Source organism: Coleofasciculus sp. D1-CHI-01, from assembly GCF_040218875.1.
In the GTDB taxonomy this organism is placed as follows: Bacteria; Cyanobacteriota; Cyanobacteriia; order Cyanobacteriales; family Coleofasciculaceae; genus Coleofasciculus.
This window is the reverse complement of the sequence record NZ_JAVJQP010000085.1, coordinates 1-24,318: the sequence shown is the minus strand read 5'-3', so window position 1 is coordinate 24,318 and position 24,318 is coordinate 1. Positions and strand designations below refer to the sequence as shown.

Below are 24,318 nucleotides of genomic sequence, written 5' to 3'. Positions count from 1 at the left end.
GCCCTTTACCAAATTGGGTTGGGTTGTCTTATCTTGAATCAGGGCGGGTTTTATTGTTCATTTATCGGTGGGGAGGGCGGGTTTTGTTGTTGATTTATTGGTGACGCCTTCAATGTAGTCCCTAAACCCGCCCCTACAAATGATTGATGACGAATAAAATCATATCAGGTTCTGATACTTGCCTAGAATCGCAAACCTATAAAAATAAAGGTTTAAATCATTTTTATTAAGAATATTTTACCCGAAATAATATAACCTATTGTAGGGGCGACCCGCTGCATAAATCAACAACACTCGTCCTCTCAATTTTATCGGGTCGCCCTTTACTAAATTGGGGTGGGTTGTCTTATCTTGAATCAGGGCGGGTTTTATTGTTCATTTATCGGTGGGGAGGGCGGGTTTTGTTGTTGATTTATTGGTGACGCCTTCAATGTAGTCCCTAAACCCGCCCCTACAAATATCGATGACGAATAAATTAATAGTATGTTCTGATAATTTTCTAGAATAACAAGGCTATAAAAATAAACCTTTAAATCATTTTTATTAAGAATATTTTACCCGAAATTATATAACCTATTGTAGGGGCGACCCGCTGCATAAATGAATAATCCCCATCCTCTCAAATTTATCGGGTCGCCCTTTACTAAATTGGGGTGGGTTGTCTTATCTTGAACCCGGACAGGTTTTATTGTTCATTTATTGGTGACATTTTCAATTGAATCCCTAAACCCGCCCCTACAGATGATTGATGACGAATAAATTAATATCATGTCCTAATAATTTTCTAGAATTAAAACGCGGTAAAAAATAATTTAACACATTTTTGTTAAAAATATTTGACCCGACATTATCTAACCCCCTGTAGGGGCGACCCGCTGCATAAATGAACAACACCCGTCCCCTCAATTTTATCGGGTCGCCCTTTGTTTAAACCCAATTCAGGTTAATCGAACAGGTGCAAGGAGATCAACCTGTTTCAACGTTTGTAGTCATCGCTTTAGCGACGCACCCGTTTAATGATTTTGTGTGAACTGCTTTAACTTCTTCTGGGCGAACTCCCGCAACTTCTCATCGGCATCATTTTCTGCTCTATCGCGTAATAAAGTTAGCGTTTTGGGATGGTCAGGATACCGCTTGATGATTCCCTCAAGTGCCATTTGCCGGGGGTTTTCTTCCCAGTTGTTCTCACGTTGAAAAGGGTCATTCATAGTGCAATTGTACAATAATTCAAATAGCCACGGCTCATCTTTCCATGCCCTAGCTAATTCCTGTATCGCCGCACGTCGGACATCCCCATCATCATCAGATTGAATTCGTTGTTTGAGCAGGGGTAAAGTATCTGGGTCATCTTTCCATCCTCTGGCTAATTCCTGTACTGCTGCACCTCGGATCAACATAGAATCATCAGATTGAAGCCGTTGTTTGAGTAGGGGTAAAGTATCTGGGTCTTGTTTCCATCCTCTGGCTAATTCCTCTACCGCCGCACCTCGGACAATCCCATTATCATCAAATTGAATCAGTTGCTTGAGCAAGGGTAAAGTATCTGGGTCTTGTTTCCAAATTGTGGCAATTGTAGTAATTGCTTGGGTACGAATTTCTTTGACTAGGTTGAAATACTCGAAGTCTATATCAGACTCAAACAGATAGGAAATATAACTATACTGAGTCAATTCCTTCAATCGCTCAAGCAATTTATTATCCATCTCCAATATCCCCTGTCGATTCTTCACCTCCTCCAAACACTGCGCCGCCAGAAACACATTCATAAACTTCTCATCTTCACCCTCCTGATTCATCAAATACTCAATAATCTCCCCCGCAAACCTCGACTCCTCCATCATCCCCACAATCAACCGCAAAACCTCATGCCAAGACTCATCCCGCCAATGCTTGCCAAAAACCTCTGTTTTCAACTCCTCCAGAGATAACCGTCGCGTCTCCTTAAACTGCCAAATAAACTCCCACGCACAGAAATATTCCAAAAACGTCCGATGCACAAACCCATAATAATCCGCCCCCAAATAACAGAGGATAAAATTACGTTCCCGTAATTGACGAATCAGTACCCGCGCCACTAACCGCGCCTGATTCACATCTATCGTTCTCAAATACTCGGTTAAAATCCCTTCTAAATCTTTCCCCCGAATCAAATTCCCCGCCAATCCCTTTTCTGTGGCTTGCATAAAATACGCCACCCGGCGCAACATCGCCTGCTTATCCTTATAATCAATCGTCTTCGGATCAAGGCGGTAATCCTCAATTAACGCCCGTTCCACATCCCATTGATGCAGTAAAACTCGTGACGCTTGATGATACAATTCCGGTCTATCTCTCGGTAACTCCTGATGCCGATTTAAAATTGCCATCATCGTCAGCAATAGCGGATTTCCGGCTAATTCATGAATCGCTTTTGACGTATCAATTGCCCGTTGTAATCGTTCCCGCTTCCAAGTCTTATCCACCTCATCGGTAAAGGTTAATTCATGCCAACGATAGATAAAATCCTGTATCTGGTTCTCATCCAACTCTTGCAACAGGAAATGATTAAACTCCGCATCCCGTAATCGCTGCGGCTTATAGCCAATCACGCGAGAGGTGACAATCACCTGCACATCTGGATACTCATTAGTGAAGCGATGAATATCGGTAATCACATCCTCTCGTTTCCCCGGATCAAATACCTCATCCAAGCCATCAAACAGCATCAACACCTTCCCCGCCTTTAACTGTTCCTGGAGTTGATGCTGATTCAGATGATAAATCGCCCCACTACTTTGATGCAAAAACTCTAAGAAATTCTGGCATTGTCCTAAATCCCGATTCCGCATATAGGTGCGTAATTCAATTAAGATGGGAATCGCTAAGGAAATCGCATTCTGTAGCGGCGACTGGGCATAGATTAATGCCAAATACTGTAATAACGTAGACTTCCCCGAACCCGGATCACCTAAAATTACCAGATAGGGATAATTTCGTTTATCATTAATTACATCCAAAACCGACTGTATCGGCGCTTCTGAATACACCCGTTGATAACGCTCGAATTCCCCGAACTGAAACTCTGAATCTAATTGATCCGTCTCCCGCAATCGCTGCTGATGTTCCTTCGGCAATTCATAAATTTGCGGCAAAACGTCATGGACTTTTCGCACGTTTTGTGCTATAAATATTCGCCATAACTTCAGCGCATTATAAGCACAGCCCGTCGTATCCAAACTATCTAATCGCAGATTGCCATACGCTTCCCGTAACCCCTCCTGATAGCGGCGTAAATCGAACTCTGGTATAATTCCCGCAGACTCCTGAGTATACCGTGCGATCGCCTCCAACTTCTGCGAATCCAAAATCTGCCGCAATTCAGGCGATTCCCGAATTAACGCCTTGACTTTTCTGAGATACCGCTTCCCCACCTGTTCCCAATCAAAATCTTCAGGAAGCGATCGCAGGTTAAGCTGATACCATAGATTCCCCAATCCCTGCGTATCCAAACTCGAACACTCATCCTGAAACCCACTCCCCAGAATCCCTTTCACCGAGGAATTGTGGATAAACTTAGTTAACGCCGGAGAATACTCTTCCACCTCCACCTCCGACACCTCAGCATCTTCCAACTCCTGCTGTACCAACACCAGAAACTCTTTCAAGGCTTTCCCGACAACCGTGTTCAGCGTATCATCCTCAAAAAGCCCGGAAAAATCGCGAATACAATCCTTAAGAAAATCTTTCGTGTAATCTTCCAGCGTTCCCTTCGCCAGAGGCGCTAACACTTCCCGAAACACAAAGCCAGTCAGGGAAGAAACACCCCAAACCACAAACCAATCCACCATGACGTTCGTATTCGTCTCTAGTTTGTATCGAGTATAACTTGAGAATCAGATTTACATATCCTAGGGACACGGCACTGCCCTACCTCTACAGTTAACGCCCTGCCACTAATTTGCCTAAATTCTCTTAATATTACACCTGTAAGACAGAAACGCCATACAATTATGCTTTAATGGTCGAAAAATCAATAACTTGATCCACGAATTATTCAACAGTTTTATTCAGGAAAGTCAGGACTTTCACTGAAGGGAACCTTCGGATTATTCAAAAAATTCAGAAAGTTCAGTTTTATGCTAGCGTGGTCATCAGAGGTATGAATTGGAATGCCAGATGGCAGATGCAGAGATCATAAGACTGATCGAATTAGCCGAGTATTGGATTGCCCAGAAGACAGGAAGCGTACTTAACGAAGCCCAAAAGACTATCCTGAGTCAAGCCTTAGCAGGCAAGAAACTCAAAACCATTCAAGTCATGGGCTATAGCCAAAATACCGTCCAGCGCGATTTAGCGCCGAAGTTATGGAAACAGTTGTCTGAAGTCACCGGGAAACGAGTCACGATTAAAACGTTACGTTTAATCCTCGAAGGATTGCCAGACGCAGATACCAAGAACTCCGAGACTCTGACTCCCCCACCACCTCTGGCGGTAAGTACAGCCACCTTCCCCTCTCCCATCTGGGAACTACCCGGAGGACAACTTGATTTAGCCTCACCCTGCTATGTCGAACGTCCATCCGATGAATCTCGCGCCTATGAAGAAATTAGTAAGCCGGGAAGTTTGATTCGGATCAAAGCGCCGCGACAAATGGGCAAAACATCCCTAATGGTACGATTACTATATCACGCCGAACGACAAGGATGTCAGTCTGTCGCCTTAAACTTTGAGTTAGCTGAACGGGAAGTCTTTGCGGATTTAAATCAATTCCTGCAATGGTTTTGTGCTACTGTTACCGATGACTTACACCTGCCGATTCAGTTAGAAAACCGTTGGAGTAAGTTTTTGGGCAGTAAAAAAAACTGTACCAATTATTTTGAAAAATATCTATTACCCACACTCAGAAGTCCCTTAGCTTTAGGACTCGATGCCGTTGACCGCATCTTTCATTACGAACAGGTTGCCGATGACTTTTTCGGCTTACTCCGGGCTTGGCATGAAAAGGCAAAACAACATGAAATTTGGAAGAATTTTCGCCTGATTATTGTCCATGGAACAGAAGTTTATATTCCCCTAAGTAACGACCAATCCCCTTTTAATGTCGGATTACCGATTGAATTATCCGAATTTGACGCCCATCAGGTGCAAGACTTAGCCCTACGCTATGGATTAGACTTCACCTGGAATGATGTCAAACAACTGATGGCAATGGTGGGAGGACATCCCCATTTGATCCGATTAGCCCTGTATAAAATTGCCCGTCAGGATATTACCTTAAACCAACTCCTAGAAGACGCCCCTACCGAAACCGGAATCTATGCGGATCATTTGCGCTTACATCGCTGGAATTTAGAGAAACATCCCGACTTAGCCGACGCCCTAACCCAAATCCTGGAAGCCGATCGCCCGGTGCAGCTAAAAGGCGCGATCGCGTTTAAACTGAATAGTATGGGATTAGTCTATCTCATGGGAAATCAGGTGAGTATTCGCAATGATTTATACCGCCAGTATTTCCGCGAACGCCTGCATCCAGAAAAGCCTAAAAGCCAAATAACCAAGGAATACCGAGGCAGAATTATTCCCCGTTCTCTAGGAGATAATGTCCTAGCCGCTATTGTCTTTACCGATATCAAAGACTCCACCCAAAAACAGCATGAAAACCAACAACCTACCCTAGCCGCCATCCATCGTGACCTAAAACTAATGACCAAATTATGCCATCAATTTGAAGGAGAAGTTCTCAAATCCATGGGCGATGGATTACTCATGTACTTTGTCTCCGCCGTCAAAGCCGTTAATTGTTCCCAAACCATTCAAAAAAACCTCTCCCTCGCCGCCAGAGGATTACCCAATGAGGAAGTATTACAGCATCGCATTGGTATTCACTTAGCCGATGTTTTCTTCAATGGAACCGATGTACAAGGAGATGGCGTCAATATTGCCGCCCGGTTACAATCTCAGGCAAAACCCGGTAGGATTTGTATTTCCTGGATAGTGTATGAAGCCGTGAAAAACCACCTCACCTTAAACATTACCGATAGTGAACATCGCCTCTTAAAAGGAATTGACGAACCCATGTTATTATATCAAATCAGCGTTGAAGAATAGAATAGTTTGGCGAAATTTAGGGGCGGGTTTCATGACTATCCTTTCTGAACTCACCCCAATGTAATTAAACCCGCCCTGACTCAATTAATTGTGACTCAATATAAAATTTAATTAACTTAAGAATAGTGATATAAACAATGCAAACCCCTAGCTCAACACCACTCAGACTGTTTCACATCCAGACCTCCACTCTGATTCAGATACCAGAGAAGTTGACGAGAATTCGTATCGGAAAACCGAATCCTAATTGGTCGCCTGATATTGATATTTCAAATCTGCCCAACTCTGAGATTGCATCCTCCTCTCATGCTGAAATTCAGATTCAGGGAAATGCTTACTTTATCGAAGACTTGGGAAGCATGAATGGAACATTTCTAAATCATTCACCCCTGACGCCATTCACCCCCTATCAGCTTCGTTGGGGAGACAGAATAGACCTGGGCAAAGACGAGCTGTTGACCTTTTTATTTCAAAAAGCAAAGCGAACATCTGTGGCGGTTAGCCGTTCTCAATTTAGCAACGACAGACAAACATCAGCTCCGAACCCTACGGTGTCGATGTCTGCTTACCAATCCACGAGTCAATCCAACCAGCAAAAGACATCGGGATTCAATATTCTAGGATTAATTTTTAGCAATCTGAAGTCTATTTTTAACAGCATTATATCCTTTTTTAGACAATTAATCAGGGGGCGAATGGGCAGGGGTACTAGAGTGGGAGTCTTGTTAATTGCCCTGTTTGCGATCAGTTGGTTCATTGCTCTGCTATTGCAGGATCTGAACCCTAGCGTTCACCTCACTCTGGGCAATCCTAGTAATGCGACTTCCAACCCGAATAATCCTAACAACTACCTGATGGAAAAGCCGCAGTATGCGCTGTCCTATAACAACAGCCAAGGGATTTCCAATTGGGTAAGCTGGCAGTTAAATCAGAGTTGGTTAGGCAGTGTTGAGCGAAGCAACGACTTTCGCCCTGACACTGCGCTGCCGTCCGGATGGTATCAGGTGCGACCAAATGACTACATAGGCAGCGGCTATGATCGGGGACATATAGTACCATCTGGCGATCGCACTCACACTCCAGACGATAACAGTGCTACGTTCGTAATGACGAACATTATTCCCCAAGCTCCACAGAATAATCGGGAGGTATGGCGAGAACTGGAAGAGTATTCACGAGAGTTGGTCTATCAGGGTAAGGAACTCTACATAATTGCTGGGGGTGTAGGCTCACAGGGAACACTTCAGGGTAAGATAACAGTGCCACAGCAGACCTGGAAAGTGATTGCGGTGTTAGATCGTCCAGGTCAGGGTGTTCATGGAATAACGAGCAACACTCGGCTGATTGCGGTGATGATACCCAATTCGGATAAAGTTGCTGGAATGAACTGGCGAGACTATCGAGTATCCGTTGACAGGGTGGAAGCAGCGACAGGCTATAATTTTCTATCGAATGTCCCTACTTCGATCCAGGATGAGATTGAGAGCCGACTCGACAACGGGTAAGCTACGTCTCTACTACCTTGGTTGAAAGACCTGCCACCGTCCCCTGTGCTGTTTTACCTGCGATGTAGATATCAATTGTGGTACTCCCTAAACGGTAAACCTGAATATCGGTGAGACAATCTGAGAGGGTTTGTTCCAAGGCTTGATATCGCTTGACCTGAGCTTTTTCTGCTTCGTTGTGCCAATTTTCCTCTGTGGTCACTGAGGCGAAAAACTGATCCAGTGTTTGGATTTCAATGGGTGTATCCGGTGGATAGCCAGTACGTTCTAACACCAGCGCTGGGGTGAGAATATCTATATTGTCCCAGGTAAAAACCTCCAATGGGTAATTGGCTTCGCTTATCCAGAGTAAACCCTCTGAACTGTTCTTTAGTTGGTCGATGGCATTCACTGTTCTATTTGCACACAATATTAAAGCTAAATGACTGGATTCGTCATTTGTCATTCGTTATTTGTCATTCGTCATTCGTCATTTTTGATAATTGAATGGTTAGGTCGGGGCGGGTTTAGTTATATCAGGGTGAAAACGAAACGTTAGTGGTAAAACCCGCCCCTACAAAAGATGCTCCCTCCCTTGCTTCATCGTATCTAGGAAACGGGTGGTAAAATCCCCCGCCGCTTTAGGGTTTCTTCGATTTGCCGTAACAGTTCAAAATCATTATCGGGCAACGGATAATTGTATTGATTCCCGCCATTTTTACTGTCCTTTAAATCCGGTTCCAGGAACCTAAACGCTTGGCGAAACTGATCTGGATTCGCCGCAATTGACCCCTCCAAATGGCAGGGAATAATCCGTTCAAACTCCCAACTGGCTACCTTCTCCACCCAGTTAAACGTTTCTTTCGGGGCGCGGTTCAAAATCAGAGTTTGCAGAATTGGCGCAACAAAGGGACGTCCATTTCCCCGCAAGGCGTCAAAGGATTTCTGCCAACCGGGTTTCCATTTGAAGGGAAATAAACCGAAATAGGCTTGCTTTGACCAATCCGGTGCCTTTCTCGCCTCCCGTAACGCCTGAGTTAAGGGTATCGTATCCAAGGCGCTGGGGCGGAAGTAAAATGCAAACAGTGAGATGCGTTGCCATCCCTTGCGGCGAGTCATCGGATTATCGATAACGATATCCAAGGTATGATCTCTAGCGTGGAATAATAACGGATAGGGATCAAGTTGCGCGATCGCAGGGGGACCTTCGGGTACACTAACGATAGTATCCGTCACCAGAAGCGTGCGCGATCGCTTGTGCCAAAATCCCACTTCGGCAAAGGGTCCCAATCCCAGATTCACTGGACCGAGTAAAGCATAATCAAATTCATCAGCAAAAGGCGTTTGGCGACTATCGGCGGGTAAAACATGAGTCCGTTTCCTGGGAAACCCCAGCCAACTCAGGGGCAAATTCACCGGATAACTCCACTGGTGCGGCGTCACAAACACCTGGGCGTTGGGAAACTTTCGGGCAAAGGGACCGACAAACACTTTATGCTCAATCCCCGACACCGTGGGCAGGATGATATATTTTACCTCACCATGTTCTGCCACCAATTCCTGAACTAATCGGATACATTCCGGGGTAGGTGCAACAGGCGCATAAATCAACAGCCCTCCAGCATCCAGCTTAATCACCGTCATCCGAATCGGGACAACCACATAGAGAATCCCCTGAATCTGGTCAAACGTCCAAATCCTATCCTTGACTACTTCCACACGGATAGTGCGTCGTTTGCCATAAGGATACAGGGGTACAGGAAACCAAAGCGACCATGACTCGTCTTGAGAATGGATGCTCGGATGACCCTGGTGTTCCTGCATCTGCGGTTTGTTCCTCCTGTATTTTCTGAAGACTCAACCTGTTGGGCGGGAAATTTCCCCTATTATTCTACAACTGGAAGCGCCCCCACCAAAACGCTGTACGCCATCGACGGGAAATGTTTTATCGTAATTTCCCGTCTGATGCGGTATCGGGAAGGGCGCAAGCCTTGCGCCCCTACGGTTTCTTTTCCGTAATTCTAATCCATCACTTAAGGTGTGCCACGCCACTACTCTTCTGAATCCGGGTCAATGCCCATGGCTCTTAATCGTTCCGCCAATCTTGCCGCTTTTTGCTCGGCTTGTTCGGCGCGTTGGTGTTCTTGTTCAGCACGTTGGCGTTCTATTTGGGCGCGTTGACGTTCTTGTTCGGCACGTTGACGTTCTAATTGGGCGCGTTCTTCACCAATTAACAAAAGATTGCCTTCACTATCCCACCAACGCAGCCAATATTGAGTTTGATTTTGATAGGTGCCGTGCCAAAGTCCCAGTTCTACTCCTAAGGGCGTAATTGGATAGTGACCCCGTTCATTCGGTTGCAGTTTTTGATAAGAAAAATTCAGCCAATTATAAACCTCTAGTTTTCTAGTTTTGACTTCAAAAATGGCATAGTAAGGAATGCGAATAATCCGTTCATAAACCCAGAAATTACCGGGTTTAGTGGTTTCTCCTTCAGCGGAAACGGATAAGGGTGTAGCATCTCGTTCCTCGTCTCCATTGCCACTGGCAAATTCTAAGGCAATCATTGGTGCCATCAATTCCCGCCAGAGAACATAAGAACGACGGATTTCACCATTCAGTAATGGGGGAACATTGGGAACATAGAACCAATCAGGAGCCTCTGCACCTTTTTCTGGGGGTTCGGTTTCGCGCCAGTAGATACCGCAGTCTTGTCCAATAGCGTAGTCACCATCAGGATGAAGTTGCTGCAAAACTGGACCAATGGAATCGGTCAAAATTAGGCTTTGAGGATGTTCTTGGAAATTTTTCACAAAGGTGCCATCAGATTCAGGTAGTTGAGTATGGTCAGGAAAGGCAGGGGGTAAATCAATTTTAGTTTGAGTCATGTCTTAATCACAGGTAACAGAGAATCTACTCAATTTCAGGGTTGGTCTGGCACTTATATTTGAATAGTGTGACACAATGTTTGGGCTTAATCATAGTAGTCAGGTAAGCAAGGGTTATCAATCATCATAAAATACACCTTGTAGGGGCGACCCGCCGCACCAAATTAACACCGCCCACCGATTAATTTTATCGGGTCGCCCTGCATCAAATATCGGTAATTATTTCAGTTTAGACTAAACGCAAGACAATTAAAGGGCGACCCGAGTCTATTCAGTGGATTGGTGTTGTTAATTGATACAAGCGGGTCGCCCCTACACAATCACTCTTAGGTTCTTATCTGTTAGGTGACAGATGCTTTTGGTCTTCATGTCTTATGTCAGGGTAAAATTTAAATAACTTTGTAGGGCTGGTACGTGTAATACTTCGGGCGTGAATCTAGCCGAATATGCAACCAATACACCCCTAACCCGGAGGTGCTTACCCAGGTAGGACGCGGATTTAGTCGTTGTTCTAACGCTGACCCCACATTTTGCCACAAGGCGTGCTGCTGATGTTCAGGTGCGTCACGCATAAACGCCGCCAGATGGCAGTATGGAGACATAGAGGCTTGCGGACAAGGCACAACCAGCAACGCATCCTTTCCCAGATTCGGGAATGTCACAATTGACTCGTTCTCACCTGCGGCGGCAAAATGGCGGGTAAAATCACTGGGATTAGCTTGTACATTTGCCAGGGATGGACTATTGACGAGAACAAACTCGAATACCTGGTTTACTGTCGCGTCGGTGATAGGCGGAGTTTCCCAGAAAAAGGCGGAAAATGGAGCATCGGCGAGTAGGGAAATGAAGAATGTCCGAAAATCCGGGTTATGCTGCCATAGCTGAATGATGTCTGAGTAAAGGATTGGGTTATTATTAGACAGAAGCGAAATCTTCTGTATTCGACCCTTGTTGAGTGATTCGATGGATGATTTCCACATTGAGAGATTCGGTATTTTGCTTGATGATTAGATAAGTCGCTTACTTACTCAGTATAACTGTTTAATTTGATTGAAAATAAGTTAAATTAATGGATGAGTTGTGGATGTTTTTCAGTGCAGGTAAATGTCCAAGTTTATGTAATTTTTCAACGCAGAGGGACGCAGAGGTTCACGCAGAGGGACGCAGAGGGATTGGAAGTATTGGGAAAAAGACTTTATAGAAGGACGAAGGACGAAGGACAAATGACTAATGTTAAACAGCGGGTTCAAGAACTGCGAAATCTTCTGCAACAAGCGAGTTATGCCTATTATGTCCGCGATAATCCCATCATGGAGGATGCTGTCTATGACCAACTCTATCGGGAACTGCAAGACTTAGAAAGCCAGTATCCGGAGTTAGTGACGCCGGATAGTCCGACGCAGCGCGTGGGCGAAAAACCTACATCAGAATTTTCCTCGGTTCGCCATAATATCCCCCTTTATAGTTTAGAGAATGCGTTTAATTTAGAGGAGTTGGCGAAGTGGCAAGAACGATGGCAACGTTATGCACCGGATGTCAAGGATGTTGAGTATGTCTGTGAACTGAAGATTGATGGTTGTGCGATCGCACTCACGTATAAAGACGGTATATTGGTGCGGGGAGTTACACGCGGCGATGGTGTCACGGGGGAAGATATTACTCAGAATGTTCGCACGATTCGTTCGATTCCTTTACGGTTAAATACGGAAACACCACCGCCAATTGTAGAAGTGCGAGGCGAGGCGTTTTTGCCTTTGGATGTGTTTGAAGGGATTAATCGGGAACGAGAAGCCGCCGGGGAAGCGTTATTTGCTAATCCTCGGAATGCGGCGGCGGGTACGTTGCGCCAATTAGATCCGAAAATCGTCGATCGCAGACAGTTGGATTTCTTTGCCTATACGTTACATCTTCCTGGATCAAAGGAACGGGAAACCGTACCAACTCTCAAGTCTCAATGGGAGGCGTTGGAATTCCTGCGGGATTTGGGATTCCGGGTGAATCCAAATCGGAAACGTTGCTCCTCTCTGGCAGAGGTGGAGGAGTATTATAAATATTGGGATAGTCAACGGCGTGGTTTACCCTACATGACGGATGGGGTGGTGGTGAAGCTGAACTCATTTTCGCTGCAAGAACAATTAGGCTTTACCCAAAAGTTTCCCCGATGGGCGATCGCACTCAAGTATCCCGCCGAAGAATCCCCTACACTGGTGCAAAATGTTACAGTTCAGGTGGGACGAACGGGCGCATTAACCCCAGTCGCCGAACTCAAACCCGTACAGCTAGCCGGGACAACGGTTTCACGGGCGACATTACATAACCGCGATCGCATCAAGGAATTAGATCTGCATCTCGGTGATACCGTGATTGTTCGCAAAGCTGGGGAAATTATCCCTGAAGTCGTGCGCGTACTTCCCGAATTACGTCCACCGGAAGCTAAACCCGTACAAATGCCTACTGATTGTCCGGTGTGCCATCAACCCGTCGTGCGTCCCCCAGGGGAGGCGGTAACGCGCTGTATTAATGCGTCTTGTCCCGCAATTGTCAAAGGTTCACTCAACCACTGGGCAAGTCGTGGTGCATTGGATATCAACGGGTTAGGAGAAAAGCTGGTGAATCAGCTAGTCGATTCGGGTTTAGTCCATTCCGTTGCTGATCTTTATCAACTCACTCTAGATCAATTAACCGATTTAGAACGGATGGGTGAAAAATCAGCTCAGAAATTAATTAATCAAATTGAACAATCCAAAACTCAACCCTGGTCACGAGTTCTCTATGGTTTAGGGATTCGCTATGTGGGTACGGTAAATGCTCAAATTTTAGCGCAACAGTTTCCCTCTGTAGACCAACTAGCCGCCGCCAGTGTTACTGATATTGAAAGCGTCTATGGAATTGGATCAGAAATAGCCCAATCAGTTTATGATTGGTTTCGAGTTCCCAGCAATCAGACTTTAATCAATCGACTGCGAGAAGCAAATTTGCAACTGGCGGGTGAACCAAAGGAAGAGTCTGCGGAAGCAACATCTCAACGGTTGCAGGGAAAAACCTTTGTGATTACCGGAACATTACCCACACTGAAGCGAGATGAGGCAAAAGAATTAATCCAAAAAGCTGGCGGTAAAGTGACCAGTTCGGTAAGTTCTAAAACGGACTATGTGCTGGTTGGAGAAGATGCCGGATCTAAATTAGAAAAGGCACAAGAATTAGGGATTCAACAGATCAGCGAATCTGACCTTTTACAATGGTTGAAGGGATAGGTAATAATTCAATTATAGGGGCGGGTTTAGGGACAATTGTAGGGGCGGGTTTAGGGGCTAAATTCAGCTATTCACCACTAACGGAACAACAAAACCCGCCCTCCTCACCACTAACGGAACAACAAAACCCGCCCTCCTCACCACTAACGGAACAACAAAACCCGCCCTCCTCACCGATAAAGGACGAATGACGAATTGATAAACTTTAGCTTAAGTCTTGGAGCGCTTGCTCCCAATCCCAAACTTCTGATTCAGACCCGCCTCAATTTGAGGATAGGTTTCTTCGTCGTATCCCGACTCATCAGCCATCCAGCCATTGACCAGTTCGATGACATCCTTTAGGGAATCATCTTCTGTTTTTGGGAGTGAAGATTGGTCAATGGAACTCAGGCTATAATTAACACTTGGATAGTTCGATATTTTCGAGATTTTATAGGCTGAATCAGTTATTTTTTCAAGTTTTGCCAAAATATCTCGACAAAGATCTCGATAAAGAGATACTGGAATATTATCCTTACGAATATTCTCGATATTCAATAAATCTTTTGATTTCATTAAGGTATATTTTGATTGAATCAAACTATCGATTTTTATCCTAGCCTCTAACAACTGCTCTAGAGAAAGGGCATCCAGTCGTTGAATACAGCAGTTTGCTCTGCTATGCGGTACATTGTCGATCCCCCTAAATCCCCCTTAAAAAGGGGGACTTTGATCTACTTCCTGTACTTCATGACAGCGCGAAGCGCTGTAATTTCGTCAAGAGGTTTGGTTTCTGTCATAACGATTAAAAAGCAACTCAACTCTCTCTATCCTAATGGGGACTGAGTTTCAGCGCTGAATCCACACAACCTCTTACCCTCCTGCCTCCTGCCTCCTGCCGTAATAACCGAACCGCTCCCGAATTAGCACTCACGTTACAAGAGTGCTAAATTTGCTAATGGAGTAACGAGCAAGTATTGGGAACCCTATGGCAAAAATCGTTTCGTTTAACGAAGAATCACGGCGAGCCTTAGAACGAGGAGTTAATGCTTTAGCAGATGCCGTCCGGATTACCCTTGGACCCAAAGGGCGGAATGTGCTGCTAGAGAAGTCCTTTGGCGCTCCCCAGATTGTTAACGATGGTATCACCGTCGCCCAAGATATTGAACTAGAAGACCCCTTAGAGAATACGGGGGCGCGACTGATTCGAGAAGTCGCATCCAAGACCAAAGAAATTGCTGGAGATGGTACCACAACCGCTACCGTTCTGGCACAGGAGATGATTCGGGAAGGACTCAAAAACGTTGCGGCTGGTGCTAATCCGGTTGCTGTACGTCGAGGAATTGAGAAAACCATTAATCATCTGGTTAAAGAAATTGAGTCCATGGCTCAACCCGTCGTTGGCGATGCGATCGCGCAAGTCGCCACTGTCTCCGCCGGGAACGACGAGGAAGTCGGGCAAATGATTGCCGAGGCGATGGACAAGGTAACCAAGGATGGCGTAATTACCGTAGAAGAGTCAAAATCGCTCTCCACTGAACTAGAAGTCGTGGAAGGGATGCAAATTGACCGGGGTTACCTCTCCCCCTACTTTGTCAGCGATCAGGAACGGATGACCGTGGAATTTGAAGATTCCTATATCCTGATTACTGATAAAAAAATTAATAACATCCAAGAATTAGTTTCCATCCTGGAAAAAGTTGCCCGTGCCAGCAAACCCCTACTGATTATTTCTGAAGATGTGGAAGGGGAAGCCTTAGCCACCTTGGTGGTAAACAAAGCGCGGGGAGTTCTCAACGTCGCCGCCGTCAAAGCGCCAGGATTTGGCGATCGCCGCAAGCAGATGCTGCAAGATATTGCGGTTCTGACTGGGGGTCAGTTAATTTCCGAAGAAATTGGTCTCAGCTTAGATAGTGCTTCTACTGAGATGATGGGAACGGCACGCAAAATCACAATTGACAAAGACTCAACCACTATTGTCGCCAGTGGTGAAACCAAGCCAGAAGTGGAGAAGCGCATTGCCCAAATCCGCAAACAGCTTGAGGAAACCGATTCTGACTACGATAAAGAGAAACTGCAAGAGCGGATTGCTAAACTTGCAGGTGGTGTAGCGGTAATTAAAGTCGGTGCAGCCACAGAAACGGAACTCAAAGATCGCAAGCTGCGGATTGAGGATGCCCTGAATGCCACCAAAGCCGCGATCGATGAAGGGATTGTTCCTGGCGGTGCAACCACGTTGATTCGCTTAATTTCCAAAGTTGATGGCATCAAAGCTAACCTGGATGCTGAAGAGAAAATCGGTGCGGATATTGTCGCCAAAACCTTAGAAGCCCCTCTGCGTCAGATGGCAGATAATGCCGGGGTTGAAGGTGCAGTGATTGTCGAGAAAGTGCGAGAGAGCCAAGGCAATGTAGGTTACAATGCCGCAACTGGCAAGCTGGAAGACTTGATTGCTGCTGGTATTCTCGATCCCGCTAAGGTTGTGCGTTCAGCACTTCAGAATGCAGGTTCCATTGCCGGGATGGTTCTAACCACCGAAGCCCTAGTTGTCGAGAAACCTGAGCCGCAACCCGCAGCGCCTGACATGGGCGGCATGGGCGGCATGGGCGGCATGGGCGGCATGGGCGGCATGGGTGGCATGGGCGGCATGGGCATGATGTAGTCCTCACCCCTCTGTTATAGTTCATGACCGAAGCAGCCTGTCTAGTTGGACAGGTTGCTTTTTTGGCTACAAGGCAGAAATTGACATCCTCACCGCCCTATGTGGCAGTACCAAGACAGGTTAGGACATTTTTCCCTGTTACACACCGAGCGAAGCCGAGGTGTTCCCTGTTCCCTCCCTTCACCACAAAACTTATTCAGCAGACCCTAAGTAGCGAATATGAGGATAATTGAGATATAGTCCGAAAGTCTAACCCTTGAAACAGGATGAGGCGTGGGTGATGTTCCCAATCCTTCGACAACTGATTAAACGCCAAATTAGCCGAATTTACCTTCTCCTGGCTGTCTTAACCTTCTGTGTCACAACCCTGACTCACCTCCCGGCTACTCAAGCGACTCTTCCCCCAATCGCACAACCTTCGATTTCTCCGCAAACGATGGCGCAACAGGGGAAAACTCACTACGACGCCGGACAGTACACAGACGCCATTAATCTGTTACAACAAGCTGCCGATGCTTTCCAATCACAGGGAGATAGATTACGGCAAGCCATGACATTGACCAATTTAGCCTTAGCTTATCAACAATTAGGACAGTGGCAGAATGCCCAGGATACGATTACCACTAGCTTACAACTTCTCGACAATGCCCAAACCCCTGACGCCTGGACATTACAAGGAGCGGCGTTTAATGTTCAAGGACAATTGTATTTGGCACAAGGGAATCTAGAAGCCGCCCTAGATAGTTTTACCACGGCGGTCAATAGCTATACTCAAACCGAGGATGAAGTCGGTTTACTGCACAGTCAAATTAATCAAGCTCAAGCCTTACAATTGGCAGGAATGTATCGCCGCGCCCTGGATAGTTTGCAACAAATTGAACCTCGATTACAACAACAACCCGATTCGGCGCTAAAGGCGATTGGCTTGAGACGGTTAGGAAATGTACTGCGCTTAGTCGGGACAATGGATGATGCCAAAAAACGATTAACCCAAAGTTTACAAGTGGCTCAAGTGATTCAATCTCCCGAACAGATTAGTGCTGCCTTTCTGGGATTAGGAAATACGGCGCGATCGCAAGGAGAAATTGAAGCCGCGCTCAATTATTATCAACAAGCCGCTGATCCGATTTTAGGTGACTCCTCAACTCGGATTCAAGCGCAACTCAATCAACTCAGTCTCATCGTTGCAACACCCAGCCTCTCTGCTGATCCAGCATTTATTCAATCGTTGCAAAATCAAATTAGTCAACTCCCGGCGTCTCGTACTGCAATAGAAGCGCGAATTAATTTAGCGGGTTCGCTAATGACACTTCAATCTCAGGACTATGCTAAAACCTCAGAGATAGCCCAGTCTTTGGCGGTAGCTGTGGAACAAGCCAAACAGCTTGGCGACAACCGCAGCCAGTCTCTCGCTTTGGGGCAATTAGGGGCGCTTTATGAACAAACTCAACAATGGAAAGAAGCGCAAGACTTAACCGAACAAGCGTTAGTAATTGCCCAGTCGATTAACGCCCCCGATATTGCTTATACTTGGCAGTGGCAATTAGGACGACTGCTGAAAGCACAGGGAAAACGAGACGGTGCGATCGCGGCGTATAATGCGGCAGTAAATACCCTAGAATCCTTACGTCGGGATTTGGTGAGTATTAATTCTCAGGTGCAATTCTCGTTCCGCGATCGCGTGGAACCAATTTATCGGGAATTGGTGCGATTATTATTATCCTCACCCACCGATAATCCGGATCAAAACGATTTAGCCCAAGCCCGCGATGTGATCGAATCGCTGCAACAAGCCGAATTAGTCAATTTCTTCCGGGAAGATTGCTTAAATGCGAACCGGATTGTGATTGATGAAGTGGATCAAAATGCAGCCGTAATTTACCCGATTGTATTAGGCGATCGCTTGGATGTGGTAGTATCCTTACCCGATGCACCTCTGCGTCATTTCGGGACAAGATTGCAAGGGAAAGACTCCAATCTATTTAACCAACTGCGAACCGCGATTTCTCCCCTAAGTGTCGAACCCAAGCGTGGACAGCCTATTACTATCCCTGAATCCTTGCAAAACATTTTCCGGGCGCAAATTTTGGTGATGGGGGGAAATCCTAGGGCGACATCTGAGGAATACTTACCCCTAGCCCAACAGCTTTATGATTGGTTAATTCGCCCGATTGAGTCAGACTTAGCCGCCAGCGGCGCGAAAACCCTCGTTTTTGTCTTGGATAGTCCCCTGCTAAATCTACCCATGGCGGTTCTCCATGATGGGAACCAGTTTCTGATTGAAAAGTATGCGATCGCCTATACGCCGGGACTGCAACTTTTAGACCCCAAACCCTTGACAAGAGGCGACATTTATGCATTCACAGGCGGGCTTTCCGAATCGCGCCAAGGTTTACCTCCCTTACCATTTGTGGAAATCGAATTGCAGCAAATTAAAGCTCAAGTGTCCGGTCAACTGCTACTGAATCAAGAGTTTACCACAACCGCCATTGAACAGGCAATTGATTCCGTACCCTTTCCTGTGGTTCACCTCGCCACCCATGGTCAGTTTAGTTCTAAACTGGAAGATACCTTTATTCTCACCTGGGATAATCGCCTCAACATCAATCAACTTAACACCTTATTGCAAACCAGAGCCGGAGGCGATCGCCAACCCATTGAATTATTGGTACTCAGTGCTTGCCAAACTGCAACAGGAGATAAACGGGCGGCGTTAGGATTAGCAGGTGTAGCAGTAAGGGCGGGGGCGCGTAGTACCTTGGCGACGCTATGGTTTGTTAATGATGCGGCTACGGCTGATTTGATGATTCGTTTTTATCAAGAATTAACCGACAAAACGTTGACGAAAGCCGAAGCCCTGCGCCGCGTTCAAGTTTCTTTACTAAAGGAAAAAAAGTATCAAAATCCGGTATACTGGGCACCGTTTGTGTTGGTGGGGAATTGGTTATAGTTGTCATTTGTCATTCGTCATTTGTCATTTGTCATTTGTCATTTGTCATTCGTCATTTGGTTTCCCCATGAAACAAAAGCGAAGCATCCTTTGGTCTCCCCCATGGAATAAAAAGCGAAGCATCCTCTGGTCTCCCCCTTTTGAAGGGGGACGGAAGGGGGATCAAAAGGGGGACGGAAGGGGGATCTAATCGGGAAGAGGGGGATCTAATCGGGAAGAGGGGGATCTTAAAGGTGGGCTAGGGGAGATCAGTCTTATCCAAGCAGTATTGGCGTTAATTCTATGTCTAAAATTGAAGCATCCACTCTTGAAGAAGCCAGAACAAATTGGTGTATCTACGCTCAACGGATAATAGAAAACTATCATCGCGATGCGATTAATTCAAACAATGTCGTCAATACTATCTATACCCGTTTGGACAAGTTTCTGGAAAGTAAGCCAACGGTGGAAAATGGCAAAATCTACACCAGCACGTATTTTCCTTCAGTGAATGAGGTTAACGCGGATTACGAACAGATTTGGTGCAAAATCAATACCGCTCATCGCATTGATGCGGCTAATTTAGGGTTTCGCTCTCTAGGGGAACATCAATCTAACTCAAAAATGAACGAACTGGCGTTAAACTGGGCATACAATTATGTTGATGATCTTATCAAAAACGCCTATCAAGCCGCCGATATCACTATAGATTATCGGGAAAGCCAAAAGTTAACCGGATTTACCTGGTCTCGTGCCGAACTTGTTTGGCAAAAGATTAACAATAAATCCTATAGTTTAGAGACTCCTTATTTGAGGACGGACAACTTCTTGTTCGAGGCGTTGAGCTATAAACATTACTGCAAACTTTTATCTCCGAAAGGAGCGGTTGATTTTATCGAAGAAATCAGTAAAATGTAATCAGCAACAAAAAAATATTTTTCCTAATCAGCCATTGGAGTTAACGATGATTGAACTGAAACCACTGATTTTCCCCGCTTTAGCCACCATTGCCACTCTTTTGGTTTACTTTGTTCTCACGATCAATGTGGGTCGAGCCAGGGCAAAATATAATGTACCTGCACCTCAAATCTCAGGAGATGTTAATTTTGAGCGTGTGTTTCGCGTGCAACAAAATACGTCAGAACAATTGCTCCTATTTTTACCCAGTTTATGGTTATTCTCTCTGTTTGTTAGTCCAATTTGGGGGGCGGGAATTGGTGCAGTTTGGGTGATTGGGCGAATTATTTATGCCTGGGGTTACTATACAGCGGCGGAAAAACGCGGTATTGGTTTTGGAATTAATTCTCTCTCTCTTCTTGTCCTGCTAATCGGTGCTTTAGTGGGAATTATTAAATTGTTCATCAATACCCCTTTTGGAGTATAATTTGATAAATTAATCGGCTCTCCCATACTTTTACCGCATTAAACACTAATAGTCCTTAACCACCAACGACTAACTGCGCCGTCATCTTCAGTTTTAGAACGTTGTAGAGCTTCTTCAACTAAATCAATCGCTAGTCCCGGCAAGACTTGAGATTCTCGAACCAATTCAGCGTTTGTTGCTCCCAGAGAATAAGCGATTATTTTACCAGCATTGACATTGACAACCCAATATTCTCGTACTCCTAGACGTTGATAGAGTTTTTGTTTGCGCTCTGTGTCATCCTCCAAAGATGAAGCGGCAATTTCAACCACTAGCGTTGGGGGATCAAGTTCATTCAAGTTGACGGGTGCATTAGTATGAGGCGGAAAGGTGGTATTTTTACCAATGTAGAAGGCAATATCTGGCTGGCATTCTCGCAATCTGGCTTTTCTGAAGCTGGTATTCGTTAGTTCTTTGATGGGAATATTTTTAATGGTGGCATATAAGACAATCACCGTAGAGAGAATGGAGTTGTCCTGACCGTGTGCCGAACCGAGTGGAGACATTTCAATCCTCATGTAGCCCTGATCATAATAAAACCTACCACTGGCTAAAGTGGGATCATCTGCAAAGGTGAGAAAATCTTCCCAGTTTGCTTCTACCCAAGTATCGGTAGCAACAGTGGATAGAACGGGTGGTGGATTGACCATATCTAAAATGTTCAGCATCTGTGGCTTTCCATTAGCTTAACGTACAAATGCCGTCAAATCCTTTCACCAAAACGCTTAATTTCCACCTCATCCCCTACCCGAAGTGTTCCCAACTGTTCTTGAATCACGTTTTGCCCAAAAAAGATTTTCCCATTCCGCTGCCGATAGTTTGCCAGTGTCGCTAACGGTTCTTTGCCTGGTGTACCCTGAGATTGATCCACCGTGGTAATTATACATCTGGAACAAGGTTTAACCACGCGAAAGGGAATTGCACCGATGCGAATTTGACGCCAACTGTCTTCAGCATAGGCTTCACAACCAGAAACCACTAAATTGGGGCGAAATCGATTCATGGGAACAGGTGGACGTTGTTCATAAAGATAGACCGCCACGGCAAAGCCAAGATTCTTACACAGCAAGAAATACGTGTAAAAAAGTGTAAATTTTCCTGACGTGTTTGAATTCCTATGTAAAAATAACTCGGCGGCATACAAGCACTTTGACCAACCTAATTCCTGGTACTGTACCCGCGATCGCAAAATACGTAAAACACTTCCCAGTGCTATAGAAGCAACTGTTGAAGAAGTCCCAGATTGAGGGTGTAGATCGAAGGTTCGTGTCTGGAGTCCAGGCTAGATGTGTGGTTTTCAGGCAAGGAGTGATAGCGAATGTCTAACTTTGCCTGCATTAATCCTCAATTTTGCCATTAGTGAACAGGCAAATGGAAAAAGTAGCAGGTACAAGAACAAAGCGATCCGCTAGTTTGGGATTAAGGTTTCAATTAGATGCGATGAAGTACATCAGGATGGATTGGTTGTGCAGGTGGTAGACCATATTGCTTTTGGGTAAAAGAATCTACACTGTCCCAGATAACAAACCATCCTTTAGAGTTTTGGGATGATAGGATGCCAGACCAATGTTGATATCGAACGCGCATTCCGGATTTGAGTGTAACTGGCTTAATGGGGGAAACGGTTGTTATTGCCATATCTAATTCTTGTCCTTATCAAGAGATTTTAGCTATTGCTCATTCCAGAATTCAAGCTATTCCCAATACTTCTTAAGTTTTCGGCTTCCATGACAACTAAATGATTTTTGAGGTAACTGAATATTATTTCAGTCGGCTTATGGTTATTCCTAAGTTGCTCTACACGACGATTCGACAACCGGCGCAATTTTGATGTGAATATTGTCATTATCGGTGAACTTTTTTGTTCTGCTCGGACTACATCTAGTAGTTTCCTCTGCGGTGGCGTTCGGCGGTGGCGTGGTCATAATAGGCAGGTAAATCCGTATAACATCCTTATAAGGGGTGTTATATGGAAAAATTCCGTCTAATATATAGTTAGCCGACAATGTGGGAACACTCTATCAAGATTCGATGGAGTTGTTCATCATTGCAGCCTGAAGCCCGTAAATGGGAAAGCTGATGAAGACAAATTGGGACTAAACCAAAGCGCCGGCCAGTTGATGCTCTAAATCTTGATCCAAACGCAATCAGTTCAGCCTGGGTCTGCCTAGAAATGACTGATTCAGCCTGTCTGCCCAGTAGTCCTGAGCCGCCCTCTACATAAAACTGCACCTGAACAAAAATGCTAGATCTCTTAATCCATGTCTGGTTGAAGCCAAATAAAACAGCGATCGCCTGTCTAGGCCTGGTACCTCTAGTGATTAGCTGTGCTGCTGCAGATGTTCCCGATCCGCCTTCTGATACCGCCGCTAGCAGCGCCTCTGAGGAAACCGTGGTGGCCGAAAAACCAATCGCTCCACAGCCAGATCAGTCTTCCTCAACCGACATCGCTCAAAATGCCAATGTTTGCCCACAGCAGCAATTAGTTGAGCGTCATTTTGAAACCCAAAATCACAATATCTATATTTGTTCAGGAACGGTTGAGCATCCCCAGGGATTCTTTGTGGGAATTGGCAAACACAACGGCAGCAGGATGACGAGGATTACGCTGCCGTTAATCTCCAGAGAGGCAGAAAACTATGTTGCTTTCGATGATTTCAAGTACTACAGTATTGATCCGCAGCACCTACAAGTCAGTCTGGATGAACACTTTTTAGTGAATGAGCCTGTCACCATGATTCATGACGCGGGTGAAGATACTAACAACCTGCTGATCGATTTAGAAGAAATAGAAGGAATGCAGTACGCCGATGCTCGCGCTCGGCTCCTTCAGAAGGGCTGGATTCCCGTAGAAGCGCCAGATCCCGGTCCTTACGGTGTCGAGCGTATGGCTTACGATGCTGGCTTTACAGAAGTTGCGGCCTGCGCCGGTACCGGTGCAGGTCAGTGCTCATTTGAGTTTATACATCCAGGTGAGCAGCAATCGCTTTCGGTGATTACCTACGGTGGCTCTGAGCTAGAAGTTGGGGACTGGGACATCCAACCCTCTTCCTCAGTTGAAGCCGCAACGCCGGCTGATAGCAGTCCAGTGGCGCAGGTACAGAGCGTGATTCCCATGCAGTTCCAGGGCCTGTGGGACGACTTAGAGCTCTGCGACATACCAACCAGCGACGGGCGGCTGCGTATCGGGCTTAACCGAATCGAATTTTATGAAACGGGAGGCCCCGTGTTGGAGGTTGTTACCAAAGGAGACCTGGAGATGTCGGTGACGGCTGAGTACTCCAGCGAGGGAGAAACCTGGACCGAAACGAATTCTTTTAAGCTATCGAGCGATCGCTCAGCCTTAACCGATAGCAAAACCAACGTTGTTCGATATCGCTGCCCTAACTAGGCTGTCACTTTAGATCCTACATTCGGCAGATCCTGACTGAGAGAATTAGGAAGGCATAAAAAATTAAAATCGAAAAAATATATACAGCATTTCCCACGCTGATGAGGTACATTTAGGGTAGGACTTTTGCTCAAGCGAGGATTCATCGGTTTGAAACCATATTCTTTAGACTTCCGTAAGAAAATTATCGATATCTATGAAAGTGAACCGATTTCACAACG

Annotated in this window: 18 protein-coding genes and 1 pseudogene; 10 read left to right on the top strand and 9 right to left on the bottom strand. The window is 45.6% G+C overall.

Annotated features, from left to right (window positions below; translation table 11 throughout):
• Nucleotides 1-1,013: 1,013 nt before the first annotated feature.
• On the bottom strand, nt 1,014-3,827 hold the full coding sequence (locus RIB93_RS15620) for a HEAT repeat domain-containing protein (RefSeq protein WP_446373654.1): 2,814 nt from the start codon (nt 3,825-3,827) through the stop codon (nt 1,014-1,016).
• 328 nt (nt 3,828-4,155) lie between these two features.
• Here RIB93_RS15620 and RIB93_RS15615 point away from each other — a divergent pair, with 328 nt between their 5' ends.
• From RIB93_RS15615 to RIB93_RS15605, 3 genes and pseudogenes are all read left to right on the top strand, one after another.
• Nucleotides 4,156-6,087, top strand: coding sequence for an AAA-like domain-containing protein (locus RIB93_RS15615; RefSeq protein WP_446373653.1), 1,932 nt, complete (start codon nt 4,156-4,158; stop codon nt 6,085-6,087).
• A 137-nt stretch (nt 6,088-6,224) separates the two neighbouring features.
• A pseudogene (locus RIB93_RS15610) lies at nt 6,225-6,518 on the top strand (FHA domain-containing protein); the annotation flags it as partial.
• Between the two features lie 264 nt (nt 6,519-6,782).
• Nucleotides 6,783-7,592 (top strand): DNA/RNA non-specific endonuclease, encoded by an 810-nt coding sequence (locus RIB93_RS15605; RefSeq protein WP_446373656.1) that lies wholly within the window; start codon nt 6,783-6,785, stop codon nt 7,590-7,592.
• A gap of 1 nt (nt 7,593) precedes the next feature.
• On the opposite strand, the gene RIB93_RS15600 is transcribed toward RIB93_RS15605, so the two are convergent.
• The 4 genes from RIB93_RS15600 to RIB93_RS15585 form a co-directional block, all read right to left on the bottom strand.
• Nucleotides 7,594-8,037: a nuclease A inhibitor family protein gene (locus RIB93_RS15600; protein WP_446373652.1), complete on the bottom strand. Its 444-nt coding sequence runs from the start codon at nt 8,035-8,037 to the stop codon at nt 7,594-7,596.
• 143 nt (nt 8,038-8,180) lie between these two features.
• Nucleotides 8,181-9,395 (bottom strand): DUF4336 domain-containing protein, encoded by a 1,215-nt coding sequence (locus RIB93_RS15595; RefSeq protein ID WP_446373651.1) that lies wholly within the window; start codon nt 9,393-9,395, stop codon nt 8,181-8,183.
• 227 nt (nt 9,396-9,622) lie between these two features.
• A complete protein-coding gene (locus tag RIB93_RS15590; RefSeq protein WP_446373650.1) occupies nt 9,623-10,459 on the bottom strand; it encodes a Uma2 family endonuclease in 837 nt (278 codons plus the stop codon).
• Nucleotides 10,460-10,848: 389 nt separating this feature from the next.
• Complete coding sequence (locus RIB93_RS15585; RefSeq protein ID WP_446373649.1) at nt 10,849-11,439, bottom strand: DUF6940 family protein; 591 nt, start codon at nt 11,437-11,439, stop codon at nt 10,849-10,851.
• Between the two features lie 243 nt (nt 11,440-11,682).
• Between RIB93_RS15585 and ligA the strand changes: the two genes are divergently transcribed.
• Together ligA and RIB93_RS15575 are read left to right on the top strand one after the other, a co-directional pair.
• Complete coding sequence (ligA, locus tag RIB93_RS15580; protein WP_446373648.1) at nt 11,683-13,713, top strand: NAD-dependent DNA ligase LigA; 2,031 nt, start codon at nt 11,683-11,685, stop codon at nt 13,711-13,713.
• Nucleotides 13,698-13,904 (top strand): hypothetical protein, encoded by a 207-nt coding sequence (locus tag RIB93_RS15575; protein ID WP_446373647.1) that lies wholly within the window; start codon nt 13,698-13,700, stop codon nt 13,902-13,904. Before ligA ends, RIB93_RS15575 begins: the two co-directional genes overlap by 16 nt.
• 19 nt (nt 13,905-13,923) lie before the next feature.
• On the opposite strand, the gene RIB93_RS15570 is transcribed toward RIB93_RS15575, so the two are convergent.
• The gene (locus RIB93_RS15570) at nt 13,924-14,268 is read right to left on the bottom strand and encodes a hypothetical protein (protein WP_446373646.1); all 345 of its coding nucleotides are present in this window, start codon (nt 14,266-14,268) and stop codon (nt 13,924-13,926) included.
• Between the two features lie 412 nt (nt 14,269-14,680).
• On the opposite strand from RIB93_RS15570, the gene groL reads away from it, so the two are divergent.
• From groL to RIB93_RS15550, 4 genes are all read left to right on the top strand, one after another.
• Nucleotides 14,681-16,354 (top strand): chaperonin GroEL, encoded by a 1,674-nt coding sequence (gene groL / locus RIB93_RS15565; RefSeq protein ID WP_446373645.1) that lies wholly within the window; start codon nt 14,681-14,683, stop codon nt 16,352-16,354.
• Between the two features lie 280 nt (nt 16,355-16,634).
• A complete protein-coding gene (locus tag RIB93_RS15560; protein WP_446373644.1) occupies nt 16,635-19,304 on the top strand; it encodes a CHAT domain-containing protein in 2,670 nt (889 codons plus the stop codon).
• A gap of 282 nt (nt 19,305-19,586) precedes the next feature.
• Nucleotides 19,587-20,201 carry a hypothetical protein gene (locus RIB93_RS15555; RefSeq protein ID WP_446373643.1) on the top strand — a complete coding sequence of 205 codons (615 nt, stop codon included), beginning with the start codon at nt 19,587-19,589 and terminating at the stop codon, nt 20,199-20,201.
• 46 nt (nt 20,202-20,247) lie between these two features.
• On the top strand, nt 20,248-20,667 hold the full coding sequence (locus RIB93_RS15550; protein ID WP_446351647.1) for an MAPEG family protein: 420 nt from the start codon (nt 20,248-20,250) through the stop codon (nt 20,665-20,667).
• A 38-nt stretch (nt 20,668-20,705) separates the two neighbouring features.
• Here the strand turns inward: RIB93_RS15550 and RIB93_RS15545 are convergent, their stop codons facing one another.
• From RIB93_RS15545 to RIB93_RS15535, 3 genes are all read right to left on the bottom strand, one after another.
• Nucleotides 20,706-21,356, bottom strand: a complete 651-nt coding sequence (locus RIB93_RS15545; RefSeq protein WP_446373655.1) for a Uma2 family endonuclease — start codon at nt 21,354-21,356, stop codon at nt 20,706-20,708.
• A gap of 53 nt (nt 21,357-21,409) precedes the next feature.
• On the bottom strand, nt 21,410-21,748 hold the full coding sequence (locus RIB93_RS15540) for an MOSC domain-containing protein (protein WP_446373642.1): 339 nt from the start codon (nt 21,746-21,748) through the stop codon (nt 21,410-21,412).
• Between the two features lie 389 nt (nt 21,749-22,137).
• Nucleotides 22,138-22,344, bottom strand: coding sequence for a hypothetical protein (locus RIB93_RS15535; RefSeq protein WP_446373657.1), 207 nt, complete (start codon nt 22,342-22,344; stop codon nt 22,138-22,140).
• 604 nt (nt 22,345-22,948) lie between these two features.
• Here RIB93_RS15535 and RIB93_RS15530 point away from each other — a divergent pair.
• Nucleotides 22,949-24,097 carry a hypothetical protein gene (locus RIB93_RS15530; RefSeq protein ID WP_446373641.1) on the top strand — a complete coding sequence of 383 codons (1,149 nt, stop codon included), beginning with the start codon at nt 22,949-22,951 and terminating at the stop codon, nt 24,095-24,097.
• Nucleotides 24,098-24,318: the final 221 nt, after the last annotated feature.

Excerpts from the sequence above, each read along its gene's own strand:
- RIB93_RS15620 (WP_446373654.1), bottom strand. The coding sequence starts at position 3,827 with ATGGTGGATTGGTTTGTGGTTTGGGGTGTTTCTTCCCTGACTGGCTTT.
- RIB93_RS15615 (WP_446373653.1), top strand. The coding sequence starts at position 4,156 with ATGGCAGATGCAGAGATCATAAGACTGATCGAATTAGCCGAGTATTGG.
- RIB93_RS15605 (WP_446373656.1), top strand. The coding sequence starts at position 6,783 with ATGGGCAGGGGTACTAGAGTGGGAGTCTTGTTAATTGCCCTGTTTGCG.
- RIB93_RS15600 (WP_446373652.1), bottom strand. The coding sequence starts at position 8,037 with ATGACAAATGACGAATCCAGTCATTTAGCTTTAATATTGTGTGCAAAT.
- RIB93_RS15595 (WP_446373651.1), bottom strand. The coding sequence starts at position 9,395 with ATGCAGGAACACCAGGGTCATCCGAGCATCCATTCTCAAGACGAGTCA.
- RIB93_RS15590 (WP_446373650.1), bottom strand. The coding sequence starts at position 10,459 with ATGACTCAAACTAAAATTGATTTACCCCCTGCCTTTCCTGACCATACT.
- RIB93_RS15585 (WP_446373649.1), bottom strand. The coding sequence starts at position 11,439 with ATGTGGAAATCATCCATCGAATCACTCAACAAGGGTCGAATACAGAAG.
- ligA (WP_446373648.1), top strand. The coding sequence starts at position 11,683 with ATGACTAATGTTAAACAGCGGGTTCAAGAACTGCGAAATCTTCTGCAA.
- RIB93_RS15575 (WP_446373647.1), top strand. The coding sequence starts at position 13,698 with ATGGTTGAAGGGATAGGTAATAATTCAATTATAGGGGCGGGTTTAGGG.
- RIB93_RS15570 (WP_446373646.1), bottom strand. The coding sequence starts at position 14,268 with ATGAAATCAAAAGATTTATTGAATATCGAGAATATTCGTAAGGATAAT.
- groL (WP_446373645.1), top strand. The coding sequence starts at position 14,681 with ATGGCAAAAATCGTTTCGTTTAACGAAGAATCACGGCGAGCCTTAGAA.
- RIB93_RS15560 (WP_446373644.1), top strand. The coding sequence starts at position 16,635 with ATGTTCCCAATCCTTCGACAACTGATTAAACGCCAAATTAGCCGAATT.
- RIB93_RS15555 (WP_446373643.1), top strand. The coding sequence starts at position 19,587 with ATGTCTAAAATTGAAGCATCCACTCTTGAAGAAGCCAGAACAAATTGG.
- RIB93_RS15550 (WP_446351647.1), top strand. The coding sequence starts at position 20,248 with ATGATTGAACTGAAACCACTGATTTTCCCCGCTTTAGCCACCATTGCC.
- RIB93_RS15545 (WP_446373655.1), bottom strand. The coding sequence starts at position 21,356 with ATGGTCAATCCACCACCCGTTCTATCCACTGTTGCTACCGATACTTGG.
- RIB93_RS15535 (WP_446373657.1), bottom strand. The coding sequence starts at position 22,344 with ATGGCAATAACAACCGTTTCCCCCATTAAGCCAGTTACACTCAAATCC.
- RIB93_RS15530 (WP_446373641.1), top strand. The coding sequence starts at position 22,949 with ATGCTAGATCTCTTAATCCATGTCTGGTTGAAGCCAAATAAAACAGCG.